General features: G+C 61.7%; 10 protein-coding genes. 2 read left to right on the top strand and 8 right to left on the bottom strand.

All coding sequences use genetic code 11. The features are described from left to right. Window positions 1-39 precede the first annotated feature (39 nt). The 3 genes from ribD to glyA form a co-directional block, all read right to left on the bottom strand. Window positions 40-1,155 carry a bifunctional diaminohydroxyphosphoribosylaminopyrimidine deaminase/5-amino-6-(5-phosphoribosylamino)uracil reductase RibD gene (gene ribD, locus AC0J1C_RS03380; protein WP_375193557.1) on the bottom strand — a complete coding sequence of 372 codons (1,116 nt, stop codon included), beginning with the start codon at window positions 1,153-1,155 and terminating at the stop codon, window positions 40-42. Continuing rightward, the gene (gene nrdR / locus AC0J1C_RS03375) at window positions 1,152-1,670 is read right to left on the bottom strand and encodes a transcriptional regulator NrdR (protein ID WP_091992300.1); all 519 of its coding nucleotides are present in this window, start codon (window positions 1,668-1,670) and stop codon (window positions 1,152-1,154) included. The genes ribD and nrdR overlap by 4 nt, the downstream gene beginning before the upstream one ends. Window positions 1,671-1,747: 77 nt before the next feature. Then, a complete protein-coding gene (glyA, locus tag AC0J1C_RS03370; protein ID WP_473045622.1) occupies window positions 1,748-3,001 on the bottom strand; it encodes a serine hydroxymethyltransferase in 1,254 nt (417 codons plus the stop codon). A gap of 395 nt (window positions 3,002-3,396) precedes the next feature. Here glyA and ettA point away from each other — a divergent pair, with 395 nt between their 5' ends. Both ettA and radA read left to right on the top strand, forming a co-directional pair. Beyond that, the gene (ettA, locus tag AC0J1C_RS03365; RefSeq protein ID WP_473045621.1) at window positions 3,397-5,058 is read left to right on the top strand and encodes an energy-dependent translational throttle protein EttA; all 1,662 of its coding nucleotides are present in this window, start codon (window positions 3,397-3,399) and stop codon (window positions 5,056-5,058) included. Further along, window positions 5,058-6,434 (top strand): DNA repair protein RadA, encoded by a 1,377-nt coding sequence (gene radA / locus AC0J1C_RS03360; RefSeq protein WP_473045620.1) that lies wholly within the window; start codon window positions 5,058-5,060, stop codon window positions 6,432-6,434. Before ettA ends, radA begins: the two co-directional genes overlap by 1 nt. 311 nt (window positions 6,435-6,745) lie before the next feature. On the opposite strand, the gene AC0J1C_RS03355 is transcribed toward radA, so the two are convergent. The 5 genes from AC0J1C_RS03355 to AC0J1C_RS03335 form a co-directional block, all read right to left on the bottom strand. After that, on the bottom strand, window positions 6,746-7,114 hold the full coding sequence (locus AC0J1C_RS03355) for a PilZ domain-containing protein (RefSeq protein WP_473045619.1): 369 nt from the start codon (window positions 7,112-7,114) through the stop codon (window positions 6,746-6,748). Between the two features lie 327 nt (window positions 7,115-7,441). Then, window positions 7,442-8,506: a uroporphyrinogen decarboxylase gene (gene hemE, locus AC0J1C_RS03350; RefSeq protein ID WP_473045618.1), complete on the bottom strand. Its 1,065-nt coding sequence runs from the start codon at window positions 8,504-8,506 to the stop codon at window positions 7,442-7,444. Window positions 8,507-8,633: 127 nt separating this feature from the next. Beyond that, complete coding sequence (locus tag AC0J1C_RS03345) at window positions 8,634-10,052, bottom strand: FAD-dependent oxidoreductase (RefSeq protein WP_375194061.1); 1,419 nt, start codon at window positions 10,050-10,052, stop codon at window positions 8,634-8,636. A gap of 76 nt (window positions 10,053-10,128) precedes the next feature. Next, window positions 10,129-14,577 carry a glutamate synthase large subunit gene (gene gltB, locus AC0J1C_RS03340; protein WP_473045617.1) on the bottom strand — a complete coding sequence of 1,483 codons (4,449 nt, stop codon included), beginning with the start codon at window positions 14,575-14,577 and terminating at the stop codon, window positions 10,129-10,131. A gap of 211 nt (window positions 14,578-14,788) precedes the next feature. Further along, window positions 14,789-16,348 carry an SPOR domain-containing protein gene (locus tag AC0J1C_RS03335; protein ID WP_473045616.1) on the bottom strand — a complete coding sequence of 520 codons (1,560 nt, stop codon included), beginning with the start codon at window positions 16,346-16,348 and terminating at the stop codon, window positions 14,789-14,791. Window positions 16,349-16,354: the final 6 nt, after the last annotated feature.

The raw sequence follows: 16,354 nt of genomic DNA, 5'->3' as shown, positions 1-16,354 counted from the left end.
TGCGGTGTTCCGGCACCCGGAACACCGTGAATGTATGGATTACTCGCGGGCCAGGATCAGCCGTTGATCCTCACCCACCTGACGTCGGTCCAGCACCTTCCATTGTACTTTATCCGCCATGGTTTCCAGCGGCAGGTGGGCAGTCGGTCGCCCGGTACTGCCGAGGAACACAGGGGCCTGATAGAGCCATAGTTCGTCCACCAGGCCTTCACTGATAAACGTGCCGGCGAGCGTCGGCCCAGCTTCCACCAACAGTTCGTTGATGCCCAGCTCGCCCAGCGAGTCGAGTAATTCCGCCAGATCAATGCCGTTATCCTTCCAGGCAACACCCGTAAGGCTCACTCCAAGCGCCGCCAGATCCTGGGCCGGGGCCGTTGCCAGCGTGGAGGACGCACAGAACACCTGCACGTTCCCGCCATGCAGGATCTTGGCCGACGACGGCGTTCGGGCATCCCGATCCGCGATCACGCGCAGGGGCTGCCGGGAGGGTTCCGTGGCATCGCCTATATCCCCGAGCTCTTCACGTCTCACGGTCAGGGACGGGTCGTCTGCCAGCACGGTGCCCACCCCGGTAAGGATGGCGTCACTGATCGCCCGAAGACGCTGTACGTCCCGGCGGGAATCGGCGCCCGTGATCCACTGGCTCTCGCCGGAAGCCATGGCGGTACGGCCGTCCAGGCTCGCGGCCATCTTCAGCCGCACCCAGGGCCGACCGGTATTCATCCGCTTCATGAACCCGGGATTGAGTCGCGCAGCTTCCTCGGCCAGAAGGCCTTCGGTTACCCGCACGCCGGCGTCCCTGAGCATATCCAGGCCACGACCGGACACCGAGGGATTCGGATCCTTCGTCGCCGCGAACACATGGGCTACCCCGGCATCAATCAATGCCCGGGCGCAGGGCGGCGTGCGTCCAAAATGGCTGCAGGGCTCAAGAGTCACATAGGCAGTGGCGCCGCGGGCGTCGGGGCCGGCCTGACTGAGCGCCCGGGTTTCGGCGTGGGCTTCGCCAGCACGCTCATGCCAGCCCTCACCGAGGATCCGGTCGCCACGGGCAATCACACAACCCACGCGCGGGTTGGGATGAGTGGAGTACCGACCGCGCCAGGCAAGCTGGACAGCCCGGGCCATCATGGCCCTGTCGCGGTTCTCGATCATGCCTGTCCTTTCGGGGAGTGGTTGTCTGCCAGCGCCTTGGCCACATCAACGGCGGTATCGCCATTGCTGGCAGAGAGCCGCTCAATCTCTTCCTTGAATTCGTTGATATCCTGGAAACTGCGATAGACCGACGCAAAGCGGACGTAGGCCACCTTGTCGAGCTGACGCAACTCGGTCATCACCTCTTCACCGAGCTGCATCGACTTCACCTCCCGCTCGCCGGTGGCTCTCAGTCGGTATTTGATTCGATTGAGCGCGCCGTCGATCTCTTCGATGCTCACGGGCCGCTTTTCCAGCGCTTTCATGATGCCGGACCGCAACTTGTCTTCGTCAAAGGGCTGACGGGTGCCGTCCTGTTTCACCACCCGCGGCATGACCAGCTCGGCGGACTCGAAGGTTGTAAAGCGCTCCCGGCACGACAGGCACTCCCTGCGGCGACGTACCTGATCGCCCTCGGCCACCAGCCGGGAGTCAATCACCTTGGTGTCGGCTTCACCACAGAAGGGACAATGCATAGTCAGGAGCTCCGGAAAGGACGCCGGGCCGATGGATCGGCCCGGCAGAACATCACACTAGTCTAGACGGAAAACGCTCAGCCGTAGACCGGGAAGCGGGCACACAGGGCTTCCACCTGCTCACGAACCCGGCTGTTGACCGCTTCGTCCTCGAGGTTATCGAGAATGTCGCAGATCCAGCCCGCCAGGTCACGGCACTCGGACTCGCCAAAACCGCGCGTGGTGATGGCCGGAGTACCGATGCGCAGACCGGAGGTCACGAACGGCGAGCGCGGGTCGTTGGGCACCGCGTTCTTGTTGACGGTGATGTGGGCACGACCCAGAGCGGCATCGGCGTCCTTACCGGTGATGTCCTGCTTGATCAGGCTGACCAGGAACAGGTGGTTCTTGGTGCCACCGGACACAACGTCGTAACCGCGTTCCACGAACACCTGCGCCATGGCCGAGGCATTCTTGACAACCTGCTGCTGGTAGGCCTTGAACTCGTCACTCATGGCTTCCTTGAAGCACACGGCCTTGGCGGCAATAACATGCATCAGCGGGCCGCCCTGGCCACCCGGGAACACGGCGGAGTTCAGCTTCTTCTGCAGATCGGCGTCGTCGCAGGCCAGGATCAGACCGCCACGGGGCCCACGCAGGGTTTTGTGGGTGGTGGTGGCAACCACGTGAGCATGGGGAACCGGATCCGGATACACGCCGGCGGCAACCAGGCCAGCCACGTGGGCCATGTCCACGAACAGGTACGCGCCTACCTTGTCGGCAATCTCACGGAAGCGAGCAAAATCCAGCTCTTGTGAATACGCGGAGAAGCCGGCAATGATCATCTTCGGCTTGTGCTCAAGCGCCAGGGCCTCGACTTCGTCGTAATCGATCAGACCGGTTTCCGGGTTCAGACCATACTGCACGGCATGGTAGATCTTGCCGGAGAAGTTGACGCTGGCGCCGTGGGTCAGGTGACCACCGTGGGCCAGGCTCATGCCCAGCACGGTATCGCCTGGCTTGAGCAGTGCCATGAACACAGCGGAGTTGGCCTGGGAGCCGGAGTGCGGCTGAACGTTGGCGTAGGCAGCTCCGAACAGCTCCTTGGCGCGCTCAATGGCCAGTTCCTCGGCAATGTCGACAAACTCGCAGCCGCCGTAGTAACGCTTGCCAGGGTAGCCTTCGGCGTACTTGTTGGTCAGCACGCTGCCCTGGGCTTCCATCACCCGGGGGCTGGTGTAGTTTTCGGAAGCGATCAGCTCGATGTGAGCCTCCTGGCGCTTCTCTTCCGCCTGCATGGCGTTCCAGAGTTCGTCGTCAAAGCCGGCGATTTTCATTTCACGATTAAACATGGATGCGCTGCCCCTGTGTGCTTGGCTGGCCCGGAGTGCGTTCGCAAGCTCCACGCCCCTGAAAAATTGGGACGCTATTCTATCTTACAAACGGGTAAAAAATCATCTTTTATACCGTCCGCAGATACCGGCATGCGGCGGGCTCCGGTTTCTGCTCAATTGCTATCAATGGTGCGTTTCGTTACCTTAGCCGATTACTGTTCTCAGGTACCGGCATCAGTGGTGTCGGCCTTCGGGGTGGGCGGTCCGGGATACGCTGTGAATACATCCCTGTACGCTCGGCAAAATCATCCCTGATTTTGACGATCCCGGACCGCCCACCCCGAAGTCCTTGATCAGGCACCTGACGTGTATTCATTTCTAAAGCGACTGTTTGATAAAAGGATTCTGCCAACATGGCCCAATACGTCTACACCATGAACCGCGTGGGCAAGGTGGTTCCGCCCAAGCGCGAGATCCTCAAGGATATTTCCCTCAGTTTCTTTCCAGGCGCCAAGATCGGCGTGCTCGGCCTGAACGGCGCCGGTAAGTCCACCCTGCTGCGTATTATGGCGGGCGTGGACCAGGATTACATCGGCGAGGCACGGCCCCAACCCGGCATCAACGTGGGCTACCTGCCCCAGGAGCCGGAGCTGGATGAAGACAAGACCGTCAAGGAGATCGTGGACGAGGCGGTGTCAGGCGTACACGACGCCCTGGCCGAGCTGGACCAGGTGTACGCGGCCTACGCCGAACCGGACGCGGACTTCGATGCCCTGGCAAAACGGCAGGGCGAGCTCGAGGCCTACATCCAGGCCACCGACGGCCATGACATCGAACGCAAGATGGAAGTGGCCGCCGACGCCCTGCGCCTGCCACCCTGGGACCAGAAGGTGAAGGTGCTGTCCGGTGGTGAGCGCCGCCGGGTGGCCCTGTGCCGGCTTCTGCTGTCCGGGCCGGACATGCTGCTGCTGGACGAGCCCACCAACCACCTGGACGCCGAATCCGTCGCCTGGCTGGAGCGCTTCCTGCACGATTACGAAGGCACCGTGGTGGCCATCACCCACGACCGCTACTTCCTGGACAACGTCGCCGGCTGGATCCTGGAACTGGACCGTGGCCACGGCATTCCGTTCGAGGGCAATTACAGCCAGTGGCTCGAGAACAAGGAAAAGCGCCTGGAGATGGAAGCCAAGCAGGAAGCTTCTCACCAGAAGGCCATCAAGCAGGAACTGGAATGGGTTCGCAGCAACGCCAAGGGCCGCCAGTCCAAGAGCAAGGCCCGTCTGGCCCGCTTTGAGGAAATGAGCTCCCAGGAATTCCAGAAGCGCAACGAAACCAACGAGCTGTACATTCCGCCCGGACCACGCCTGGGCAACAAGGTGATTGAAGTCGACGGCATCAGCAAGTCCTTCGACGACCGCCTGCTCTATGAAGACGTGTCCTTCAGCGTACCGCCCGGCGCCATCGTCGGCATCATCGGTGGCAACGGCGCCGGCAAATCAACCCTGTTCAAGATGATTGCCGGCTTCGACAAGCCGGACTCCGGCAACATCACCGTGGGTGAAACCGTGGAGCTGGCGTACGTGGACCAGATGCGCGATCTGGATGGCAGCAAGACCGTCTGGGAAGAGCTCTCCGACGGCAACGACATCATCAAGGTGGACAACTACGAGACGCCCTCGCGCGCCTACGTGGGCCGCTTCAACTTCAAGGGTAGCGACCAGCAGAAGCGGGTTGGCGACCTGTCCGGTGGCGAACGCAACCGCCTGCACCTGGCGAAACTGCTCAAGCAGGGCGGCAACGTGCTTCTGCTGGACGAGCCCACCAACGACCTGGACGTGGAAACCCTGCGCGCCCTGGAAGAAGCCTTGCTGAACTTCCCGGGCTCGGCGCTGGTCATCTCTCACGACCGTTGGTTCCTGGACCGGGTGGCCACGCACATCCTGGCGTTCGAGGACGACGGTGAGGTGGTGTACTTCGAGGGCAACTTCAGTGAGTACGACGAGGACTTCAAGAAGCGCAAAGGCGATTCCGCCATGCAGCCCAAGCGCATGAAGTACAAGAAGCTGGCCTGATGGCAAAAACCAAGACCGCCTATGTCTGCACCGAGTGCGGTGCCGACTATTCCAAATGGCAGGGCCAGTGCACGGCCTGCCAGGCCTGGAATACCATCAGCGAAGTCCGCGGCGTCAGCAGCAACAACAAAGGCGCCCGCGGAGCCCGGTTTGAAGGGTTTGCCGGCAGCCTGTCCGAGGTACAGAGCCTGGATGACGTGAGCCTGGCCGAACGCCCTCGCATCAGCTCCGGCATGCAGGAGTTCGACCGGGTGCTGGGCGGCGGCCTGGTGGAAGGCTCGGCGGTATTGATGGGCGGGCATCCGGGCGCCGGCAAGAGCACCCTGCTGCTGCAGGCGGTCTGCCAGCTGGCGGCCAGCGTTCCGGCCCTGTACGTGACCGGCGAAGAATCGCTGCAGCAGGTGGCCATGCGCGCCAAACGCCTGGGCCTGCCCACCAAAGACCTGAAAATGCTGTCCGAGACCAGCGTGGAGCGGGTCATGCAGGTGGCGGAAGCCGAGCGGCCCCGGATCCTGGTGGTGGACAGTATCCAGGTGATGCACGTGGCAGAGATTGAATCCGCCCCGGGCAGTGTCTCCCAGGTGCGCGAAAGCGCGGCCTACCTGACCCGCTTCGCTAAACAGACCGGCACCATCCTGTTTCTGGTGGGCCATGTCACCAAGGACGGCAGCCTGGCCGGTCCGAAGGTCCTGGAGCACATGATCGACTGCTCGATCCTGCTTGAGGGCTCGAGCGACAGCCGCTACCGCACCCTGCGCGGCATCAAGAACCGCTTTGGTGCCGTCAACGAGCTGGGCGTCTTCGCCATGCTTGAGCAGGGCCTGAAGGAGGTGAAGAATCCCAGCGCGATCTTCCTGAACCGTGGCGAGGACGCCGCGCCCGGAAGTGTGGTGATGGTCGTCTGGGAAGGCACCCGGCCCATGCTGGTGGAAATCCAGGCGCTGGTGGATATGGCGCAGGGTGGCTACCCTCGCCGGGTTGCTGTGGGCCTGGACCAGAACCGCCTGGCCATGCTACTCGCGGTCTTGCATCGCCATGGCGGGATGCATGTGTCAGATCAGGATGTGTTCGTGAACGTGGTGGGCGGCGTCAAGGTCAACGAAACCAGTGCCGACCTCGCTCTGCTGGCCGCCATCGTTTCCTCCTTCCGCGACCGCGCCCTGCCCCAGGATCTGGTGATCTTCGGCGAAGTGGGCCTCTCCGGCGAAATCCGTCCGGTACCCAGTGGCCAGGAGCGCATCTACGAGGCCGCCAAACACGGCTTCACCCGCGCCCTCGTGCCCAAGGCCAATGCCCCGCGCAAGGCCATTGACGGCATGAAGGTGATTCCGGTGACCAAGCTGAGTGATGCCCTTTCTGCTCTGGAGGAGCTCTAGGCTTTGGTGCTTTGGAGTTTACGGAGCGGTTGGCAGAAGGGGCTTCCAAAAACCGCTACAAGCACATCCATGTGCGCTTGTCCTCGGCCATCCCTGGCCTCCGACATTTTTGGAAGCCCCTTCTGCCAACCCCTCCTGCCTGCCTCCAGCCAGACCTCAACCCACAAACCTCAAATAGTGTGAGCCTGAAAAATATGGGATGAGCGGGCAAACATGGGCTTGGACTAAATAGAGCCGATCTCGGACTGAAGAACCTAATCGATCAACTAGGTAGGTCGGATTAGGCAAAGCCGTAATCCGACAAAACCTGCCTAATCAATAAGGTGCGCAAACTCCCTCTCAAGCAGAGCTTGATCACCAAGATTAAGTTCAACCAGACGTTTCAGATGAGTGGCGCTATCCAGGTCAATGTACTGGCACTTAAACCCCAATCGGTGGGGTTCTACGTGCCGAAGCTCGACCGCCATCACAATACCTGCCTCGTGATCATTCAGGTGAATAATCACCTCACAGGGCTGCTTTAACGGCACCTTCCAACCCTCCGGTCGTTTGACGAGAACGCCCTTCAGAGAAATATCCAGCACCTCCGTCGTCCAGACAGATTCCTGGCAGTGAAGCTCGCACGGCGCATCGAACTCGATACGATGGAACCGGCGTTTTTCGGGGGTTTTGGTGGGCAAGAGGTTACTCCTGTTTACCGGTCTTGTTTCACCTGACTATAGACCGGACAGGTCGTTGCATCCAGAGGAGTTTTCGAAGGGGATCAGGTTGTCGGATTACGGCTCGCGTTGCGCGCCTAATCCGACCTACGAGACTGAACTGACGGAATTGGCCGACATATCTCCAATGCATGGGCGAGGCTGTTGTGGGGCCCTTTCCAAAAATGTCGTAGGCCAGGGATGGCCGGAGACAAGCCACAGGGACGTGCTCGGAGCGGTTTTTGGAAAGGGCCCCACAACAGACTCATGCTCCAGGCTCGAAGGCTAGGAAAGACGAGAACTCCGAGCTCAGCGGTGGTACTCGGGGCTTAGCTCCACCACCGCCTCGATGAACGCACGGGCGTGCTCGGGATCCACATCCGGTGTAATACCATGCCCGAGGTTGAAGATATGCCCGCTGCCAGAGCCAAAGCGCCGCAGAATATCCGCCACTTCCTGCCGGATACGCTCAGGCGGCGCGTACAGCATGGCCGGATCCATGTTGCCCTGCAGGGCTACACGGTCACCAATGCGGGCACGGGCATTGCCTATGTCCGTGGTCCAGTCCAGGCCAACCGCATCTGCGCCTGAATCGGCGATGGATTCCAGCCACTGGCCACCGTTCTTGGTGAACAGGATCACCGGCACACGCCGGCCGTCGTTCTCGCGAATCAGGCCGTCGACAATCTTCTTCATGTACCGCAGGGAGAATTCCTCGTAGGCCCAGCTGCTCAGTACGCCGCCCCAGGTATCGAAGATCTGTACCGCCTGGGCACCGGCCTTGATCTGGCCGTTGAGGTAATCAATAACGCTGTCCGCCAGATGGTCCAGCAACCGGTGCATCACCTCCGGCTGGCCATACATCAGCTTTTTCGCTTCCCGGAAGTCTTTCGAGGAGCCGCCCTCGATCATGTAGGTGGCCAGGGTCCAGGGGCTGCCGGAGAAGCCAATCAGCGGCACCCGACCATTGAGGGCGCCGCGAATGGTCGACACAGCGTTCATCACGTAATCCAGGTCCACCTCTGCGTTGATAGTCGGCAGCGCCGCTACGTCCGCCTCGGAGCGGATGGTGTTGCGGAACTTGGGGCCTTCGCCGGTCTCGAAATACAGCCCGAGACCGAGCGCATCGGGAATGGTCAGGATGTCGGAGAACAGGATGGCGGCATCCAGCGGATACCGCTCCAGTGGCTGCAGAGTCACCTCACAGGCCAGCGGCGTGTTCTTGCACAGGCTGAGAAAGTCGCCCGCTTTCGCCCGTGTGGCCCGGTATTCCGGCAGGTATCGTCCCGCCTGGCGCATCATCCACACCGGGGTGCGATCCACGGGCTGGCGCATCAGGGCGCGCAGGAAACGGTCGTTCTTCAGCTCAGTCATAGAAAATCCAGGATGTTCTGTGTATCAGGGGCTGTGGAATGGGGAGCCATAATACCCGGTTTGCCGGAATAAAAAAGGGCGGCTTTCCCGTAGGAAGCCGCCCTTCTGATCCGGATCAAGCCGGGCCTCAGATATCCAGGTAATCCATGATACCTTCGGCAGCCTGGCGGCCTTCCCAGATAGCGGTTACGACCAGATCGGAGCCACGGACCATGTCGCCGCCGGCAAAGATCTTCGGGTTGCTGGTCTGAAACATGAACTCGGCTTCTTCCGGCGCGGTCACGCGGCCGGAATCGTCGGTGTTCACTTTCAGCTCGTCGAACCAGTCCGCCGGGCTCGGGCGGAAACCGAAGGCTACGAGAACCGCGTCGGCGGGAATGACTTCCTCGCTGCCCGGAACCACTTCCGGACGGCGACGACCGTTTTCATCAGGCTCACCGAGACGGGTCTGGACCACTTTCACACCCTCAACCTGATCCTCGCCAATGATGGCGATCGGCTGGCGGTTGAAGAGGAACTTCACGCCTTCTTCCTTGGCGTTGGCCACTTCGCGGCGGGAACCGGGCATGTTGGCTTCGTCGCGGCGATAGGCACAGGTAACGCTCTCCGCCTGCTGCCGAATGGACGTGCGGTTACAGTCCATGGCGGTATCGCCACCGCCAAGCACCACCACGCGCTTGCCTTTCATGTCGATGAAGTCCGCGGCGTCCTTCTCGAAGCCCAGGCGACGATTGACGTTAGACACCAGGAACGGAAGCGCATCGTACACGCCGGGCAGGTTCTCACCCGGGAAGCCGCCTTTCATGTAGGTGTAGGTGCCCATGCCCATGAACACCGCGTCGTACTCGTCGATGATGTCCTGCAGCTGAACGTCCTTGCCGACCTCGGTGTTGAGTCGGAACTCCACGCCCATTTCCTCGAAGACCTTGCGGCGACGGGTCATGACCGATTTTTCCAGCTTGAACTCAGGGATACCGAAAGTCAGCAGGCCGCCGATTTCCGGGTAAATATCGAACACCACCGGCTTGACGCCATTGCGCACCAGCACGTCGGCGCAGCCAAGACCAGCGGGGCCGGCGCCAATGACGGCGACCTTCTTGTCGGTCCACTTGACCGCCGACATGTCCGGCTTCCAGCCCAGGGCGAAGGCGGTATCGGTGATGTATTTCTCGACCGAACCGATGGTGACCGCCCCATAGCCGTCGTTCAGGGTACAGGCCCCTTCGCACAGGCGGTCCTGCGGACAGACACGGCCACAGACTTCCGGCAGCGAGTTGGTCTGGTGGCACAGCTCCACCGCCCGCATGATGTTGCCTTCCGACACCAGCTTCAGCCAGTTCGGAATGTAGTTGTGTACCGGGCACTTCCACTCGCAGTACGGGTTGCCACATTCCAGGCAGCGATGAGCCTGGGACGATGCGTGATCGGCGGTGAACGGATGGTAGATCTCGCCGAACTCTTTCTTGCGCTTTTTCGCAGGCACTTTCTTCGGGTCAATTCGCCCTACTTCCACGAACTGGAAGTCGTTACTCAGTCGTTCTTTCATTATGACGCTCTCATCAACTCGATTTCGACAGGGGCCGCAGCAAGGCTGCCGGCCCCGAACCCTGGTTCCCGGCCCGTTATTCCGGACGCGCCCGGGTGCTCGCCAGCAGGCTGCGCAGGTTGGCCGCCTTGGGTTTCACCAGCCAGAAACGGCCGATGTAGTCGTCGAAATTCTCAAGAATGTGCTCTGCCCACTCACTGCCGGTCTCGGAAATGTGCTCCCGGATAACACCGCGCAGGTGATTACGGTAGGACTCCATGTCTTCGCTGGAAATCCGCTGGATCTCCACCAGTTCGTGGTTGTATTTGTCCACGAAGGTGTTGTTCAGGTCTATCACATAGGCAAAACCACCGGTCATGCCAGCGCCGAAGTTGTGCCCGGTGGATCCCAGAACGGTCACCAGCCCGCCGGTCATGTATTCGCAGCAGTGGTCGCCTGCGCCCTCAACCACCGCGTGGGCGCCAGAGTTACGCACCGCGAAACGCTCGCCAGCGGTTCCAGCGGCGAACAGCTTGCCGCCAGTGGCGCCATACAGGCAGGTGTTGCCCACGATGGAGGTTTCCTGGCTCTTGAAGGCGCTGCCGCGGGGTGGCTTGACCACCAGCTTGCCGCCGGTCATGCCCTTGCCCACGTAGTCGTTGGCATCACCTTCAAGGATGAGGTTCAGGCCGCCAACGTTCCAGACACCGAAGCTCTGGCCGGCGGTACCGGTCAGGTCCAGGGTGATGGGTGCGTCCACCATGCCCTGGTTGCCGTGCAACTGGGCGATTTCGCCGGACAGGCGGGCACCGATGGAGCGGTCGCAGTTGGTCACTTTGTAGGACCAGGCACCACCGCTCTTCTCTTTGATGGCCGCAGCGGTGTCAGCCACCATCTGCTCGGCCAGGGTGCCCTGGTCGAACGGATGGTTCCGCTCCACCTGGCAGGTCTGGGGCTTGTCCGCCGGAATGTGCTCGTTGGACAGCAGACGCGAGAGATCCAGCTTCTTCTGGCGCTCGGTATCGCCCGGCAGCCGCTCCAGCAGGTCTACCCGACCAACCAGTTCCTCAAGGCTGCGCACACCCAGCTTGGCCAGCCACTCACGGGTTTCCTCGGCGACAAACCGGAAGAAGTTCATGGCCATTTCCACCGTGCCCTTGAAGTGCTCTTCACGGAGATGGTCGTTCTGGGTGGCCACACCGGTGGCACAGTTGTTCAGATGACAGATGCGCAGGTACTTGCAACCCAGCGCCACCATCGGGGTGGTACCAAAACCGAAGCTCTCGGCGCCGAGGATGGCGCCCTTGACCACGTCCAGCCCGGTCTTGATGCCACCGTCGGTCTGCAGGCGGATCTTGCCCCGCAGGTCGTTGGCGCGCAGGGCCTGCTGGGTCTCGGTCAGGCCCAGCTCCCAGGGAGAACCGGCGTAACGGATGGAGGTCAGCGGGCTGGCCGCCGTGCCACCGTCGTATCCGGAGATGGTAATCAGGTCGGCGTAGGCCTTTGCCACACCGGCTGCAATGGTACCCACGCCGGGCTCGGATACCAGCTTGACCGACACCAGAGCCTCGGGGTTGACCTGCTTGAGGTCGAAGATCAGCTGGGCCAGGTCCTCGATCGAGTAGATATCGTGATGCGGCGGCGGCGAAATCAGCGTAACACCCGGTACCGAATAACGCAGACGGGCAATCAGGTCATTCACCTTGCCACCCGGCAGCTGGCCACCCTCACCGGGCTTGGCGCCCTGGGCCACCTTGATCTGCATAACGTCGGCGCTGCGCAGGTACTCGGCGGTAACGCCGAAGCGGCCGGAGGCCACCTGCTTGATCTTGGAACGCTTTTCAGTGCCATAACGGGCCGGGTCTTCCCCGCCCTCACCGGAGTTGGAACGACCGCCCAGGGTGTTCATGGCCACCGCCAGCGCCTCGTGCGCCTCGGGTGACAGGGCGCCCAGGGACATGGCCGCCGAGTCAAAGCGCGGGAAGATCTTCTCCACCGGCTCCACTTCGGAAATGTCGATGGGCTTGATGTCCTGGCGGAAACCCAGCAGGTCGCGCAGCGTGGCCACCGGGCGCTCGTTCACGAGGCCGGCGTATTCCTTGTAGTGGCCGTAGTCGCCGCTGGTCACGGCTTCCTGCAGCTTGCCCACCACGTCCGGGTTGAAGGCGTGGTATTCCTGACCGTGCACATACTTGAGCAGGCCACCCTGGGTGATCGGCTTGCGCGGTTTCCAGGCGGTCGACGCCAGTTGCTCCTGGTCCTGCTGGAACTCGTAGAAGCTGGCGCCCTGGATACGGCTGGGTACACCGCGGAAGCACAGGTCCACCACGTCATCGGCCAGACCGATGGCTTCGAACAGCTGGGCACCCCGGTAGGAGGTGATGGTGGAGATCCCCATCTTGGAGAGGATCTTCAGCAGGCCCTTGTTGATGCCCTTGCGGTAGTTGTTCTTGGCCTCGATCGGATCCATCAGCAGCTCGCCGGTGCGGATCAGATCGTTCAGTACCTGGTAGGCCAGGTAGGGGTACACGGCAGTGGCACCGAATCCGAACAGCACCGCGAACTGGTGCGGATCCCGCGCCCAGCCGGTTTCCACGATGATGTTGGAATCGCAGCGCAGGCCCTGCTGTACCAGATGGTGGTGAACGGCGCCGGTAGCCATCAGGGCATTGACCGGCAGCTCGCCTTCCCTGAGATCCTTGTCACTCAGGATCAGCAGTACCTTGCCATTGCGAACAGCCTGCTCGGCCTCCTCGCAGACCTGGCGGATGGCCTGCTCCAGGCCCTGTTCCGGCCGGTAGCTCATGGCAATGCGCGCCACCTCGAAGCCAGGCCGCTCGTTGTTGGCAATCTTCAGGAATTTGGCTGGCGACAGGACCGGCGTGGTCAGAATGATCCGGTCGGCATGCTCGGCAGTCTCCTCGAACACGTTGCGCTCGGCGCCCAGGCAGGTCTCCAGGGACATGACAATGGCCTCGCGCAGCGGGTCAATCGCGGGGTTGGTCACCTGGGCGAACTTCTGGCGGAAATAATCGGCAACATGGCGCACTTTGCTGGAGAGCACCGCCATCGGCGTGTCGTCACCCATGGAGCCCACCGCTTCCTGGCCGTTCTCGGCCAGCGGGCGCAGCACCTGATCACGCTCTTCATAGGTGACCATGAACATCTTCTGGTGCACCAGCAGCTCATCGGCGTCCATCAGGCGGAAGTCAGGCGTATCCTGGTTCAGGGTGGTCTCCACCCGCAGGGCGTTCTCCCGCAGCCAGCGCTTGTAGGGCTGGGCGGTTTTCAGGCGCTGATCGATGTCCCTGGTGTGCAGGACTTCACCGGATTCGGTGTCGATGGCCAGCATCTGGCCCGGCCCTACACGGCCCTTGGCCACGACATCGTCCGGCTGGTAACCGTAGGTGCCGATCTCGGAGGCCAGGGTAATGAAATCGTCTTTGGTGATAACCCAGCGAGCCGGGCGCAGGCCGTTACGGTCGAGCATACAGACCGCGTAGCGGCCATCAGACATGACCAGGCCGGCAGGGCCGTCCCAGGGCTCCATGTGCATGGAGTTGTACTCGTAGAACGCGCGCAGCTCCGAATCCATGCTGTCGACGTTCTGCCAGGCCGGCGGAATCATCATCCGTACGGCACGGAACAGATCCACGCCGCCGGCCAGCAGTACTTCCAGCATGTTGTCCATGCTGGAGGAGTCGGAACCGGTCAGGTTCACCAGCGGCTGCAGGGTCTGCAGGTCCGGCAGGTGCGGGGAACTGAACTTCGCTGCCCGGGCAATGGCCCAGTTCCGGTTGCCGTCGATGGTGTTGATTTCACCGTTGTGCGCCAGATAGCGGAACGGCTGGGCCAGCGGCCACTTGGGCATGGTGTTGGTGGAGAACCGCTGGTGGAACACGCAGATGGCGGTTTCCAGGTCCGGGTCGCCCAGGTCCTTGTAGAAGTTGGCCAGGTCCGCCGGCATCATCAGGCCTTTGTAGGCCAGGGTCCGATGCGACAGGCTGCAGATGTAAAACTCCGGATCGTCTGCCATGTCGCTTTCCGCGTGGCGACGGCCCACGAAGAGACTGATCGCGAAGTCTCGCTCTTCCTTGCCGGCAGGGACCACGAACACCTGTTCGATGCGCGGCAGGCAGTCCAGCGCCATGGGGCCCAGGCAGCTGTCATCCACCGGCACTTCGCGCCAGCCCATGATTTCCAGCCCCTGCTCGGTAAGACGCTTCTCCAGGGCAGCCCGACCTGCGGCCGCTTTGCTCTCATCCGGGTTCAGGAACACCTGGCCAACGGCAAAAAGATCGCCGGGCTCTTTGCCAAACGCCGCCTTGGCGGCTTTCTTCAAGAAACCATCCGGGCTCTGGATCAGCAGGCCACAACCATCGCCGGTCTTGCCGTCTGCAGCGATACCACCGCGGTGGGTCATGCAGGTCAGAGACTCGATGGCAGTTTGCAACAACTTGTGGCTGGCCTCGCCCTTCATGTGGGCGATAAGACCGAATCCGCAGTTGTCCCTGAATTCGTCGGGATGATACAAACCTGTCATCATAAGCGTTCTCTCGCGTAGAAATGCTTTTCAATCAAAGAGTTAGTGGGCGCCCGGCCCTACAACCACCCTTTGACACTGAAAATGGGGGCTGGCTATTTTACACACGTAGAAATACGTACTCAAATCGGAGTGAAATTATTGTGGGAAGCCCAGACCGGAATTACCAGCCCGAGGTATGGGCCACAAGGGATTAGGCTGAAGCCCCAACCCCTTACAGATCGCTGGCGGAACGGATCCAGGGAGACCGGGAGGCAAGCGCTTCCGGCAACCTCGATACCGCGGCGCTGGCGACCTCAAAACTGTCGAAGTTGCCATAGAATACCATAAACCAGGGGCGCTCTTGCCTTTCGCCTACGGTATATACAATACCATCCAGGGTGGCGTGGCGCTGCACCACATCAACAGCAGTCTGTTCGAGATTGCCGGCCACCAGTTGAATCGTCCATCCACCCCGGTCCCGAAGCTGGCCCAGGGGCACAAAGTACTCTGGATATTCCGGCTGGAAACCGGTGCCAGCCTGTAGCTCTGGCTCTGGCTCTGGCTCTGGCTCTGGCTCTGGCTCTGGCTCTGGCTCTGGCTCTGGCTCTGGCTCTGGCTCTGGCTCTGGCTCTGGCTCTGGCTCTGGCTCTGGCTCTGGCTCTGGCTCTGGCTCTGGCTCTGGCTCTGGCTCTGGCTCTGGCTCTGGCTCTGGCTCTGGCTCTGGCTCTGGCTCTGGCTCTGGAATAGCGTCGGCGGGGTTGTCGACAACTGTCAACGGAACCTCAGGCTCCTCGTCCGCCTCCTTCGGTGACGTCTCGACGGGCACTTTCACAACCTCGGTTTCCGGGCCGATGGTGATGCTCTTACGAACCGGCTCCGGCGCCTTGACCGGCGTCTCGGCCACCGACTGATCATACTGCTGCGACACGAACCACCAGGAACCGGCAAGCAGCACCAGAGCGAGCCCCGGCCAGGCAAACCGCGCCCAGGGCACACCTCCGGCTCGTTGCCGGGAGGGCGCTGTCACCATATCCAGCCAGACACCGGGCGCAACACGCTTCAGGCGCGCAAAGCTGCCCTGGCTCATGGCATGAAGCCTGGACAACCGCGATGACGCAAGCAACTCGCTGGCCTTGCCACCGGCGGCATGCACCCGAGGCTCCAGATACGCGAGGATATCTTCTTTCGTTAGCGGAGGCAGGTGAACCTGATGGACCCCGGTTGACGACGACTCCACCGCCAGCGCCCGAATCAGGCCGTCAGAGCCGGCAAACACCGGCACCGCGCTGGCGCCGCGCTCCGCCGCCAGAAAGGCCGCGAGCAACAAACGCAACAATTCGGGTGGCGCCCGGTCAGCATCATCAACGAGAAGCACCATGCGGCGGCCTTTACGGACCCGGGATTCCGTCCACCGGAAAAACTGATAGATAAGATCCCGGTGACTGTCACCGACACCAAAATCCGAACGGGCGACCGCTTTCAGATCCCTCGCCAGCGCCTGTGTGCTGGTCAGGGCCGCCGCGGGAATCCGGTGAAATTCCAGGCGTGCGGATTCGCTGCGAACCAGTTCTGCAAGAATGCGGGTTTTGCCTGCACCTTGCGCACCCGTGAGCAACAAGGCCATGTCGCCGAACCCACAAAGATGACGCAGGGTTTCAAGGGCATGGTGGCGCATGGCATCGGGAAAAAACGGGGTTTCCATGTCCAACGGATTTGCCCGCAACCCGAAACGCTGTTGCAGACGCGGAAACAGGCCGCCGCCATCCAGACTGTTGAGGTTGTCGTCGATCACCGTTCT

This window comes from Marinobacter sp. E2, assembly GCF_055755345.1.
This window is presented reverse-complemented; position numbering and strand designations above follow the sequence as displayed.